Below are 12,215 nucleotides of genomic sequence, written 5' to 3'. Positions count from 1 at the left end.
CACAGGCAGCAAAAAGGGCGCAGGATTTTCCCGCGCCCTGATGGCGTATTGCGTGAAGGGTTTCAAGCGATTCGAGCAAGGTTTGCCCCGCCCGAAAAAGCCCAAGCCCGCTTACTTGATGCCGTCGCGCTCCATGCGCTTACGCTCAAGCTTGCGTGCACGGCGCACGGCCGCCGCCTTTTCACGGGCACGCTTTTCGCTTGGCTTTTCGTAGTGCCGGCGCAGTTTCATTTCGCGATACACACCTTCACGTTGCAGCTTTTTCTTAAGCGCACGAAGGGCTTGATCGACATTGTTATCGCGAACCATGATTTGCATAAACGGCAACTACCTCATTTCAAAATACGCCTGAGCCCGCAGGTTCTGATTGCGGGAGTGCGCTTAAACTATGACGCTAAAAGCGGCGCGAATCCTTTGGAAACGCGCTTCAACACGGGGGCACATAACGCCGAGCGGGCATATTGGCAACCCTTCTAAGGCGGCGCGTGGCTTTAACAGTGGCGCATCGCGATAGCGGCGGCTAAGGAGCGCTTCGAAATGTCTTCTCAAATACTCACATCCCTTATGCCGACCCTTGCTGTTGCGCTTGGCGGCGCGATTGGTGCGGCTGCGCGTTACCAGGTCGGCGGCCTCGCTTCGCGGCTGGCCGGGCCGCACACAGACTTTCCTTGGGGCACGCTTAGCGTCAATATTATCGGCAGCCTTATTATGGGACTTTTGTTGGGCTGGTTTGCAAAAGGCGGCACAGACAGCGAGAACCTGCGCTTGTTTCTTGTTGCTGGCCTTATGGGCGGGTTCACCACATTCAGCGCCTTTAGCGCCGAAATGGTCACCATGCTGCATCGGGGCGAAATAACCTCGGCGCTCATTTATGTGTCTGTGTCGGTGATCGCTGGGATGGCTGCGTTTCTGATCGGGCTTGTCGGAGTTCAGGCTGCACCATGACCCATCCTTCCGACGATACAAAGACGCAAGTTCGCACCTTTACCATTGGCGAAGATGATGACGGGATTCGCCTCGATCGCTGGTTCAAACGCAATCTGCCGGCCATCGGCTTTGCCACGATTTCGCGCTGGGCGCGCACGGGCCAAATCCGGGTGGATGGTGGGCGGGCTAAGCCTGAAGACCGGTTGGAGGCAGGCCAAGTCTTGCGCGTGCCACCGGGGGGCGAGGCCAAACATAAGGCAAAAAAGGCGCGCCGACCGCTCACCGAAGACGAAGTGCAAACCGCACGCGATATGGTGATCCGCGAGACGCCGTCTGCTATCGTGCTCAACAAGCCTCCCGGCCTTGCCACCCAAGGGGGCAGCAAGACGACGAAGCACGTCGATGGCCTGCTCGATGCCTTTGTGACCGAAGACGACCAGCCGCGCCCACGCCTTGTGCACCGGCTCGATAAAGACACATCGGGCGTCCTTTTGATCGCCCGCACTCCGGGCAGTGCAGCGGCTTATTCCAAGCGGTTCTCCGGTCGCTCGGCGCGCAAGGTTTATTGGGCGCTGGTCGTTGGCGTTCCCGACGTGCGTGAGGGCACGATTGACGCGCCGCTCGCCAAGCAGCCGGGCACGGGCGGCGAAAAGATGCACGTGGATGAAGAAAACGGCCAAGCTGCCAAGACCCGCTACCGCGTGGTTGAGCGCGCTGGCACACGCGCCGCCTGGGTGGAATTGGAGCCGCTGACTGGCCGCACCCACCAATTGCGCGTCCACATGGCAGCGATTGGCCACCCGATTGTGGGCGATGGCAAATATGGCGGGCAGGATGCGTTTCTGACCGGCACGATCAGCCGCAAGATGCACCTTCACGCGCGCCGTCTCATCATCGGGACGCCTGAACGCAAAGGTGCAGATAGCGCAACGGGCGGCGGCAAGCTTGATGTAACCGCGCCCCTTCCCGAACACTTCGCCGCCAGCATGGAAGCACTTGGGTTCGAGGAAAGCCAATCGGATGCCTCGCCTGTGCGCGATGAAGCGCCAGAGCGCACGCCGGCTGAAAAGAAACAGGCCGCACGCCGCCATGCGAAGCAATATCGCAAAGAGCGCCGGGGCGAGCGCCGGGGTCGAACGACATCGGCGACCACTGCAAAGAAAGCCGCGAAAGCGGGCGCGAAATCAAAAGGCAAGGCGGTCAAAAGAGGCGGGAAACCGAAAGGTAGGCGCCCGTGACCCCCAACTTTCGTCATTGCGAGCGAAGCGACGCAATCCATGATGGACGACCCGCGGACAGCACCGTCGGTCCATGGATTGCCGCGTCGCCTGCGGCTCCTCGCAATGACGAGCATGGGCTAGTTGGCGCATGACGCGGCTTGCAGTTTTCGATTGCGACGGGACGCTGGTCGATAGCCAGGCGGACATCATCTGGTCGATGGCGCGCGCCTTTGAGCTTGCTGGCCTGCCCTCGCCCGATCCCAATCAGGTCCGCCGCGTGGTTGGCCTCAGCCTGCCCGTCGCCTTGCGCGAACTCGCCCCCAGCGCAGAGCATCGCCAGCAACAGCAGATCGTCGAGCACTACAAAACCGCCTTTCGCCAACGGCGCGAAGAGGGGCTTTTGCAAGAACCGCTCTATGACGGGATGGAACAGCTTTTGCGCAGGCTCCATGCCGATGGGTGGAGCCTTGCGGTTGCCACGGGGAAATCAGACCGGGGATTGAACGCTTGTCTCACAGGACACGGGCTAATCGACCTTTTCGTCTCCTTACAGACCGCTGATCGCCATCCTTCAAAGCCGCATCCCGCCATGCTGGAAGCGGCGCTTTTCGAGGCGGGAGCGCAGCCAAATCAATCGGTTGTCATCGGTGACACCAGCTTCGATATGCAAATGGCGGTTGCCGCTCGCGTGCGCGCGGTGGGGGTTGCGTGGGGCTATCACAGCCCGCAAGACCTGATCGCAACGGGCGCTGATACAGTAGCGAATACGATGGACGAATTGCGCCTCGCGCTGGAGGATGCGCTGTGAGTGATCTTCCCTCAGATGAAGAGGCAATGGCTGCCAAGCGGTACACGGTGATGAATATCGTGCGCCTCGCCTCTATCCCTGCCGTCCTCCTTGGCATCGCGATCGCGCAAGGGGCGATTGAGCTTCCCTATGCGCTGGGCGTGGTGCTCGCGATTGCGGGGCTCTTGGCGTTTTTCTTTGTGCCTGCGCTTTTGGCAAAGCGTTGGAAAGCCAGCGATCGGGGCGAGCGGTGAAGCGGTTCTATAAACAAGTGTCCGTGAATGAGGCAGATGGCGGATGGCAGGTCATGCTGGATACGCGCGCGCTCAAAACGGTGAAGGGTTCGCCTCAGGTGGTGCCGTCCATGGCTCTGGCCGAGGCGCTGGCCGCGGAATGGGATGCGCAGGGCGAAAAGGTCGATCCTGCCACCATGCCAATGCGCGATATGGCCGATTATGCGATTGATATTGTCGCGCCCGATCCCGCCACTTTGATCGATAAAGCGGTGCAATATGGCGACACCGACACGCTGCTTTACCGCGCTGACCCGGATGAACCGCTCTATGCCCGCCAACACAAGGTGTGGGAGCCGATTGTGACCGGGTTTGAGAACCGGCTGAGCGCCAAATTCACGCGCATTTCAGGGATCATCCACCGCCCGCAAAGCGAGAGCACGCTTGCTGCCTTGCGCGATGAATTGACTGGGCAATCGCCCTTTTCATTGGCTGCGATTGAAATGATGACCCACCTCGCCGCCTCGCTCATCACCGGGCTGAGCGCTGCGCAAAAGGACGCGGACGCGCTTGCCCTGTGGAATGCAGCGAGCCTTGAGGAAGAATGGCAGGCCGAGCAATGGGGCCGCGATGAAGAAGCCGAAGAGCGCCGCGAAAAACGCACCGCCGATTTCCTGAAAGCCCATGAATTCTGGACGCTGGCGAACGCCTAGGGCGCGACAAGCTATTCCGCGCTCAACACCCAGGCCGCAACATCCTTCGCAACCGTATTGGCCGCGCGATTGAGCGCGGGCGCAACGTTTGCTGCGACGGGCGGGATCCCCTCCTCACGCGCTTCAAAACGGCGTGACATCACCCGGCCATCATCAAGCGTGTGCACCGCCTCATAACGCACCACCACCGACGAAGTAGCGGGCTCATAGCCCATGTCGATCAATGTCCCGCGCAAAGACTGGTTTGGGCGAAGCGGCGTGTCATCAGTGTCGAGCACCAGCAAGGTTTGCGCCTCGCCAGAAGCTGTGCGCAGCGTCTCACCCAGCAAGCGCCGGAACAGGCGCGCGGGCTTTTCAATCCACACCGCCTCTTGCAGATATGCGATCTCAGTGGGCGACACGGTCACAGGCACCCGGATCACGTCGAGCTTGGCGGGCACTTCGGGGGTCAGGACCGCAATCGTGCCCTCGCTTCCCTCTGCCCCCGCCATAGTGCCAGAGCCCACCGGCGCGCTCGCGCTGGAAGTAAGGGTCAAAAGGCTCGCAGGGGGTTCGCCCGCGCCGCCGATGCTCACACATCCGCCAAGCGCAAGGCTCGCGGCGACAAGGGCAAGCGGCCCGCTCCAAATGCGGCAGGTCTTCATGGTTCGTACTCCGGTAATGCACGCCCGCCGACGATCGAGCCCGCCCCTTCGGCCTCAAGCCGATCGGTGATCGCGCGCAAGGATCGGCTGGTGGTGCGCAAGTCTTTCAAGGTCGCCTCAACCGTTGGCAGCGTGGTTTCCGACAAAGCGCGCGTCGCAGGCCGCGCATCTTCGAGCATGGCTGAAAGCGAGCTTGCCGCTTCATTGGCAGAGGCGAGCGTCTTGCTGAGTTCATCGGCCATCCGCGGGCCTTCCTGATTGAGAAGTTCGTCTGTCGTCAGCGTCACTTTCTCAAACGCATCCAACGCCTCGCCCGCCTCTTTCACCGCGACTTCCAGCTCAGCCAGAGTGCCCTGCAAAGCGGGCGCAGTGTCAGCAAGCTCGCGGGTGAGGCGATTGGAGTTTTCGAGAATGCCGGACAATTGCTCCTGATTTTCAGGGCCAAGAATGACGTTCAACTGCTCAGTCAATGTCGCGAGCCGTTCGAGCAGAAGCGGGGCGTTTGCGACGATTTCACCAAAGCCGCCGCGTCCAGGCGGGATGACCGGGCGCCCTTCGGGACAGGCGGTTGTCTCGCAACTGATTGCGGGCGCCTGTTTACGCGCGCCGTCCAGAAGAATGGTGGAAACGCCGGTAAAGCTTGCCTGAATGGTTGCCTCTGTCCCCACCAGAATGGGCACTTCATCGCGCACTCTGATGCGAACGCGGACGAATTCGGGGTCTTCTTTCGACAGCGCAATCTCGCGCACTTGGCCCACCGGAACGCCCGCGTAAGACACCTGTGACCCATTCGCGAGCCCTGCGACCGATTGCTTGTAAAAGATGTCGTATTCGTTCGATGCGCCCTGGTTCAGGCGCGCAATCCACACGATAAAGGCGGCCAAAGCGATCAAGAGCCCCAATGTGATGAAGCCGACCCAAAGATGATTTGCTCTTGTTTCCATGTGCCTGTTCCTATGGGCGCTTTCGCCCGCGCCTGTCCATAGCTCTCATCTGCTTGCTCACGTCTCAGCCCCCTCGTGCTTGTGCGGCTTGAGCCGTTCGCCCGCGCGGTCCATTGAAATATTCCTCGATCCACGGATGGCCTGTTTCCAAAAGCTCAGGGATGGTGCCCACCGCGATCACCTTTTTATCGGCCAGCACCGCCACCCGGTCACAAATCTCATACAGCGTGTCGAGGTCGTGCGTGATAAGGAAAACGGTAAGGCCAAGCGTCTCTTTCAATTCCTTGGTCTGCTGATCAAAAGCCGCCGCGCCAATCGGATCGAGGCCGGCAGTCGGTTCGTCCAGAAACAGCAATTCCGGATCAAGCGCGAGCGCTCTTGCAAGCCCTGCGCGCTTTTTCATCCCGCCGGATAGTTCGCTTGGGTATTTGAGCGCCGCCTCTTCGGGAAGTCCTGATAAAAGCACTTTGAAACGTGCAATTTCGCGTCGCAATTCCGGGCTGATTTCCGGGTAGAATTCTTTCAAAGGCACTTCGACATTTTCGCCCACGGTGAGCGTTGAAAACAGCGCGCCACCCTGGAACAAAACGCCCCAGCGCCGCCGCACGCCAATGCGTTTATCAAGGTCAACCCCGGTGATCCGCCGTCCCAGCACATCAATATCGCCCGCCGTCGGCTTTTGCAGGCCAATGATGGACCGCATCATCACTGATTTGCCTGTGCCAGAGCCCCCGACAACGCCAAGGATCTCTCCGCGATTGACTGTCAGATCGAGCCCGTCGTGCACGGTGAAATTGCCAAAGCGGTTGACGAGGCCGCGCACAACAATCGGCGGCTCATTGCTGAAACGGCCGTGGGGCGCTTCGGGTTCTTCGTAAGTCAGCATCCGTTTCTAGCCCCAGCCCACTTCGGTAAAGAACACCGCGAAAAACGCATCAAGCACGATGACGGCAAAGATCGCCGAGACAACTGCCATGGTTGTTCGAACGCCAACCTCTTCTGAATTTCCTTTGACCTGCATCCCGTGATAACAGCCAGCCAGCGCAACGATGAGGCCGAAAACGGGCGCTTTCACAAGACCGACCCAAACATCGTGCAGAGGCACAACCTCCTGAATACGTTCAAGGAAGTTGAAGAACGGAATGCCGAGCGCGAATTGGCCGATGACTGCGCCGCCGATGATACCGACGATGCTTGAGTAAAAGCCGAGAATGACCATCATAAAAGTGCAGGCGATGATGCGCGGGATCACCAGCCGTTCGATGGGCGAGATACCGATGGTGCGCATTGCATCCACTTCTTCGGTCAGACGCATCGTCCCGATTTGCGCGGCAAAGGCGCTGCCCGAACGGCCCGCCACCATGATCGCGGTCATAAGCACACCCAGTTCACGCAAGGTGATCCGGCCCACAAGGTTCACCGTCAGCGCCTCTGCGCCAAATTGTTCAAGCTGCACCGCGCCCTGCTGCGCGATAACGATGCCGATGAGGAAGCTCATCAATCCGATGATCGGAAGGGCAGAGACGCCCACCATTTCCATTTGGCGCACCACGGCGCGAATGGGAATGCGCGAGGGGCGGCGGATGAGACTGCCAAATCCGACGATAATCGCGCCCAAAAAGCTCACCACCCCGAAAAATCCGCTGCGCGCCTGATAGACTTTGCCGCCAAGCAAGAGCGGCACGCGCTCCCACACGGGCACTTCCTCTGCTGTCAGCGCATCATCACAAACCGTGTCCGCCACCGCTTCCAGCAGATATTTTGCCTTATCGTTTGCCCCGGTGATTTGGCAGTCATGCTGTCTGGCAAGCCGCGAAATGACCCATGCGCCAATCGTGTCGATCTCATCGACTCTGGAAATATCAATTGCGGAAATATCTGGGCAGTTGTCGCCGATTTCGGCCTCAAACGGGCCGACAGTCGACACCAGCAATTGCCCTTCCAATACAAGCTTGGAAGCGCCCGCGCCCTCTCCTTCGGCAGCGTCTTCAAAGGTGTAGCTGAGATCCCCTAACATTGTGATTGAGGATATGCGGCGAAATCCGCCGCTTAACAAGCAAAGTCTTGCACGGGTGCACAGTTGAAGCGTGACAGTGTTGTTAGAACGACGGCGCTGTGCGTCTATTGGGTGAGAGTTGTTGCACTGCACCCAATGGATTGGCATGGGGATGAAAATTTTGGTGCGGGCGGCGTGGCCCCGCAAACGTAAGTGAGCCGATAATACAATGAGCCTACCAACAACCTTCAACCCAGCGGACATTGAGCAGCGCTGGTACCAGCATTGGGAAACGACCGGCGGTTTCCGCCCTGAACGTCCCGACGCCGAAGCCTTTACCATTGTGAACCCGCCGCCAAACGTCACTGGCTCGCTTCACATTGGTCACGCGCTGGACAACACGCTGCAAGACATCGTGATCCGTTATGAGCGGCTACGCGGCAAAGACTCTTTATGGGTGGTGGGCACCGACCACGCAGGGATTGCCACGCAGATGGTGGTCGAGCGGCAGATGGAAGCGAAACAGGACAAGCGCACCAATTACAGCCGCGAAGAATTCGTCGATAAGGTGTGGGAATGGAAAGCGGAAAGCGGCGGGACCATCACCACGCAATTGCGCCGCCTTGGCTGTTCGATGGACTGGTCGCGCGAACAATTCACGATGGACGAGCACTTTACGAAAGCAGTGCTCAAGACCTTTGTCGATCTTTACAACGATGGCCTGATTTATCGCGACAAGCGGCTGGTAAACTGGGACCCCAAGCTCAAGACAGCGATCAGCGACCTTGAGGTGGAGCAGCAGACAATTGCGGGCCACTTCTGGCACTTTAAGTACCCCTTAGAGGCCGGTGTGACCCTTTCAGACGGGCGCGATTATATCGAGGTTGCGACCACGCGCCCTGAGACGATGCTCGCCGATATGGCCGTGGCGGTACACCCATCGGACGAACGGTATAAAAGCGTCGTTGGCAAGCACGTTGTGCTCCCAATCACGGGTCGCCGCATTCCCATCGTCGCGGATGAACACGCTGATCCAGAGCTTGGTTCGGGCGCGGTGAAAATCACGCCGGGGCATGACTTTAACGACTTTGAAGTGGGCAAGCGCGCCGGTATCGAGCCTGCGCAAATGCTCAATATGCTCGATGGGAATGGCGATGTTTGCCAGACGGCTGACGGGCTCGTGCCGGATGAATTTATCGGCCTCCATCGCTTCCGCCGCGACAAGGTGGACGGCGCGCGCGAGCTTGTGGTTGAGCGCCTTAAAGAGAGCGGCCACCTCATTCCGCACGTTTCCAAGAACAAAAAGGGCGAGGAAGTCGTCTCCGACGCGGAACCGCGCCAGATCGCAACGCCTTTCGGCGACCGCGGCGGTGTGGTGATCGAGCCTTGGCTGACCGATCAATGGTATGTCGATGCCGCGAAACTGGCGGAAAAGCCCATTGAGCAGGTGCGTTCGGGCGAAGTCGAAATCGTGCCCAAAAGCTGGGAAAAAACATTCTTCAACTGGATGGAGAACATCCAGCCATGGTGTGTTTCGCGACAGCTTTGGTGGGGGCACCGTATCCCGGCTTGGTTCGACGCAGACGGCGGCGTTTATGTCGCCATGACCGAGGAAGAAGCGCAAGCCCAAGCCGGCGAAGGCGTTGCCCTCACCCGCGATGAAGACGTGCTCGACACATGGTTCTCTTCCGCGCTGTGGCCGTTTGCCACGCTCGGGTGGCCAGAGGACGGCCAGCCGCTGCTCGAAAAGCACTTCCCGAACTCTCTCCTCATCTCCGGCTTCGACATCCTGTTCTTCTGGGATGCGCGGATGATGATGATGGGGAATTACAATATGGGTGAGGCCCCGTGGCCGCGCCTGTATCTCCACGGCCTTGTGCGCGCTGCCGACGGCGCGAAGATGTCCAAATCCAAGGGCAATGTTGTCGATCCGCTGGGCCTTATCGATCAATATGGCGCCGATGCGCTGCGGTTCTTCATGGCAGCGATGGAAAGCCAGGGCCGCGACATCAAAATGGACGAAAAGCGGGTCGAAGGATACCGCAACTTTGCAACAAAGCTTTGGAACGCAACGCGTTTTTGCCAATCGAACGGCATCGGCAAATCAACCACGGTGAAGGCTCCGCAAGCACGCCTTGCCGCCAACCAATGGATTATCGGCGAAGTGCAATCGGTGTGCGCCGAAATTGAAGCCGCGATGACAGACCTGCGCTTCGATGCGGCAGCCAATGCGATTTATCAATTCACATGGTCGAAGTTCTGCGACTGGTATCTTGAACTGATTAAGCCAGTGTTTGCCGACGATGCGGACCCCGAAGGCTTGCCTGCGAAAGAAACACGCGAGGTTGCCGGATGGGCGCTTGATCAGATTCTCGTCATGCTGCACCCGTTCATGCCCTTCATCACCGAAGAGCTATGGCACGCGCAAGGTGAGCGGTCCTACGACCTTATCACCGCAAAGTGGCCTTCCCCGCGCGCCGAGGTCACAAAAGAAGCAACCGATGCGATCGATTGGGTGATCGATCTCACCACCAATGTTCGCTCGGCCAAGAACGAGCTCGGCATTTCACCGGGCGCAAAACTTGCCGCCTATGTGCCCGAACCCTCCGCCGTCGCATCGAGCACTATCGACCGCTCAAGCGCGGCAATCGAACGCCTCGCGCGGCTCACCCCGGTGATCCAGGGCGAGGCACCCGATGGTCCAGCCATGCAGGTGACGGCGCTTGGCGATGTGTTTGTGATCCCGCTTGAAGGCATCATCGACATTGATGCTGAAAAAGCGCGCCTGACCAAAGCTCTCGAAGCGTCGCAGAAGGAAGCAAAGTCGCTCGAAGGCAGGCTTTCCAATGCTAATTTCGTCGAACGCGCCAAGCCCGAAGCGGTGGAGAAAGCCAAGGCCGATTTCGCCCACCATCAGGGCGAGGTTGAGCGATTGACTGCAGCGTTGGAGCGGCTCGGCTAAGGGCAACCCCTAACAATGCCGGGGCGGCGATCCTAAATCACGGATATGTCGCCTTGGCTCATCCTGCTCGTCCCGCTGCTGATCGTAGCGCTGCTCGTCTATCGCCATATGGCCAAACGCAAGCGGCGCGCAGCCTTGCTCGCCACCCCGTTGACGCCTCAGCAGCGCCATATCGTCGAGCAGCTCGTGCCCCTCGTCACGCGCCTCCCCAATACCTTGCGCGCAGCCCATGAGGGCAAGATCAACCTGTTCCTTGATCAAGTCACTTTCCGGGGCAAAAACGGGGTCGAAGTGACGGAGGCCATGCGTCTTTCCATCGCAGCGCAGGCTTGCCTTCTTATCGTCAACAGCCCGCAGTGGTACGATACGATCCGCAATGTCCTGCTCTACCCCGCCGTGTTCGATACCGGGCGCGGGCGGCATGATGGAACCCTCGTCCACGAGCATCGTCACGGAACGCTTGGCGAAAGCTGGCAAAGGGGACCCGTGGTGCTCTCATGGAATGATGCGCTTCACGGCGGCCTTCGCGCAGACGATGGCGAGAACGTCGTCATCCACGAATTCGCCCACCAATTGGACAGCCTGACGGGACACACCAACGGCATTCCCATCCTTCGCAAAGGCCAGGCCTATGCCAAGTGGGAACAGGCGATGCTGGATGCTTACCATGCCCATGTCGCAAAGGTTGAGGCGGGCGAACCCGCCTTGATCGACCCATATGGCGCAACAAACCACGAAGAATTCTTCGCAGAAGGGATCGTCACCTTCTTCGAAAAGCCCCAAGCGCTAAAAGCGCATGAACCCGCGCTCTACGCCGAATTTTCAAAGCTTCTCGCGCTCAATCCGGCAGAATGGAACTGAGCCAGATAATTTCCTACCGGCAAAAGGCGTGGCATAGGGGGACAATGACTTGCGCCAACACCCTCCGTTTTCAATCGGAAAAACCGATCAAAAGCCCGCCTATTGATCGTTTGGATTTTGACTCTTGTACAGTGTCTCAAGTGTCTCAAACTTCCTACAACCCCTCCGTTGCGGGAGGTGCGGGCTGATGGCTGATCTTGTTCTTGCAACCGACGATGATGGCGCACCCGAAATTTTTGCATCCCTGCAGGGCGAAGGGCCAAGCGCCGGTATGCCGGTTGCCTTTATCCGCCTGTCACGCTGCAACCTTGCCTGTACGTGGTGCGACACCGCCTACACCTGGCGGTTCGAGGGCGATAACCGTCCCCATCGCGATGAAATCACCTATGACCGCGCTGTCAATCAGGTGAAGGTGTCCCCCGAAAAAGCCGCCGCGAAGATCGCCGCGCTCGGACAAAAGCGTTTGGTTATTACAGGGGGTGAGCCGCTTATGCAGTGCGGGCCATTGGCCGACATGCTCGCCATTCTCGACACGATCGAGGTCGAGATCGAAACCAACGGCACCACCCGCCCCTCGGCCCACATCGACATCCGGGTCGATCAATACAATGTCAGCCCCAAGCTTTCCCATTCGGGTAACGCGGCTGATCTGGCGCTTATCCCTGAGCGACTCGACTTTTACGCAAGCGACCCGCGCGCCTTCTTCAAATTTGTCGTGGCAAAACCTGAAGATGTGGATGAAGTGGACGCCCTGCAACGCGAATATCGCATCCCCAAGGACCGCCTGTTCCTGATGGCAGAAGGTACTGATTCCAATACCTTAAGAGAGCGGCAGGTGTGGCTGTCCCCGCTGTGTCTCAAAAAGGGATACCGTATGTCAGACCGGATGCACATCCATCTTTACGGCGATGAACGAGGCACCTAAGGT

General features: G+C 59.1%; 13 protein-coding genes. 8 read left to right on the top strand and 5 right to left on the bottom strand.

Annotation, left to right across the window (positions count from 1 at the left end):
• Positions 1-111: 111 nt before the first annotated feature.
• Positions 112-318 (bottom strand): 30S ribosomal protein S21, encoded by a 207-nt coding sequence (gene rpsU / locus INR77_RS05210; protein WP_006834591.1) that lies wholly within the window; start codon positions 316-318, stop codon positions 112-114.
• A gap of 219 nt (positions 319-537) precedes the next feature.
• Between rpsU and crcB the strand changes: the two genes are divergently transcribed.
• From crcB to INR77_RS05185, 5 genes are all read left to right on the top strand, one after another.
• Entirely contained in the window at positions 538-945 is a 408-nt protein-coding gene (crcB, locus tag INR77_RS05205; protein WP_223072887.1) for a fluoride efflux transporter CrcB, read from the top strand.
• Positions 942-2,165, top strand: a complete 1,224-nt coding sequence (locus tag INR77_RS05200) for an RluA family pseudouridine synthase (RefSeq protein ID WP_223072886.1) — start codon at positions 942-944, stop codon at positions 2,163-2,165. Before crcB ends, INR77_RS05200 begins: the two co-directional genes overlap by 4 nt.
• A 130-nt stretch (positions 2,166-2,295) precedes the next feature.
• Entirely contained in the window at positions 2,296-2,955 is a 660-nt protein-coding gene (locus tag INR77_RS05195) for an HAD-IA family hydrolase (protein ID WP_223072885.1), read from the top strand.
• Positions 2,952-3,188: a hypothetical protein gene (locus INR77_RS05190; RefSeq protein ID WP_223072884.1), complete on the top strand. Its 237-nt coding sequence runs from the start codon at positions 2,952-2,954 to the stop codon at positions 3,186-3,188. Before INR77_RS05195 ends, INR77_RS05190 begins: the two co-directional genes overlap by 4 nt.
• On the top strand, positions 3,185-3,880 hold the full coding sequence (locus INR77_RS05185) for an ATP12 family chaperone protein (protein ID WP_223072883.1): 696 nt from the start codon (positions 3,185-3,187) through the stop codon (positions 3,878-3,880). The genes INR77_RS05190 and INR77_RS05185 overlap by 4 nt, the downstream gene beginning before the upstream one ends.
• Before the next feature lie 11 nt (positions 3,881-3,891).
• Here the strand turns inward: INR77_RS05185 and INR77_RS05180 are convergent, their stop codons facing one another.
• The 4 genes from INR77_RS05180 to INR77_RS05165 form a co-directional block, all read right to left on the bottom strand.
• Positions 3,892-4,524, bottom strand: a complete 633-nt coding sequence (locus INR77_RS05180; RefSeq protein ID WP_223072882.1) for an ABC-type transport auxiliary lipoprotein family protein — start codon at positions 4,522-4,524, stop codon at positions 3,892-3,894.
• A complete protein-coding gene (locus INR77_RS05175) occupies positions 4,521-5,468 on the bottom strand; it encodes an MlaD family protein (protein WP_223072881.1) in 948 nt (315 codons plus the stop codon). The genes INR77_RS05180 and INR77_RS05175 overlap by 4 nt, the downstream gene beginning before the upstream one ends.
• Before the next feature lie 64 nt (positions 5,469-5,532).
• Positions 5,533-6,354, bottom strand: coding sequence for an ABC transporter ATP-binding protein (locus INR77_RS05170; protein ID WP_223072880.1), 822 nt, complete (start codon positions 6,352-6,354; stop codon positions 5,533-5,535).
• A 6-nt stretch (positions 6,355-6,360) separates the two neighbouring features.
• Positions 6,361-7,485 (bottom strand): ABC transporter permease, encoded by a 1,125-nt coding sequence (locus tag INR77_RS05165; RefSeq protein WP_223072879.1) that lies wholly within the window; start codon positions 7,483-7,485, stop codon positions 6,361-6,363.
• A gap of 208 nt (positions 7,486-7,693) precedes the next feature.
• On the opposite strand from INR77_RS05165, the gene INR77_RS05160 reads away from it, so the two are divergent.
• The 3 genes from INR77_RS05160 (at position 7,694) to INR77_RS05150 (ending at position 12,212) form a co-directional block, all read left to right on the top strand.
• Complete coding sequence (locus tag INR77_RS05160; protein WP_223072878.1) at positions 7,694-10,426, top strand: valine--tRNA ligase; 2,733 nt, start codon at positions 7,694-7,696, stop codon at positions 10,424-10,426.
• Between the two features lie 45 nt (positions 10,427-10,471).
• Entirely contained in the window at positions 10,472-11,287 is an 816-nt protein-coding gene (locus INR77_RS05155; protein WP_223072877.1) for a zinc-dependent peptidase, read from the top strand.
• A gap of 187 nt (positions 11,288-11,474) precedes the next feature.
• Positions 11,475-12,212 (top strand): 7-carboxy-7-deazaguanine synthase QueE, encoded by a 738-nt coding sequence (locus INR77_RS05150; protein ID WP_223072876.1) that lies wholly within the window; start codon positions 11,475-11,477, stop codon positions 12,210-12,212.
• The last annotated feature ends 3 nt before the right edge of the window (positions 12,213-12,215 follow it).

The sequence above is a fragment of the Erythrobacter sp. SCSIO 43205 genome, assembly GCF_019904235.1.
Taxonomy (GTDB): Bacteria; Pseudomonadota; Alphaproteobacteria; order Sphingomonadales; family Sphingomonadaceae; genus Erythrobacter.
This window is presented reverse-complemented; position numbering and strand designations above follow the sequence as displayed.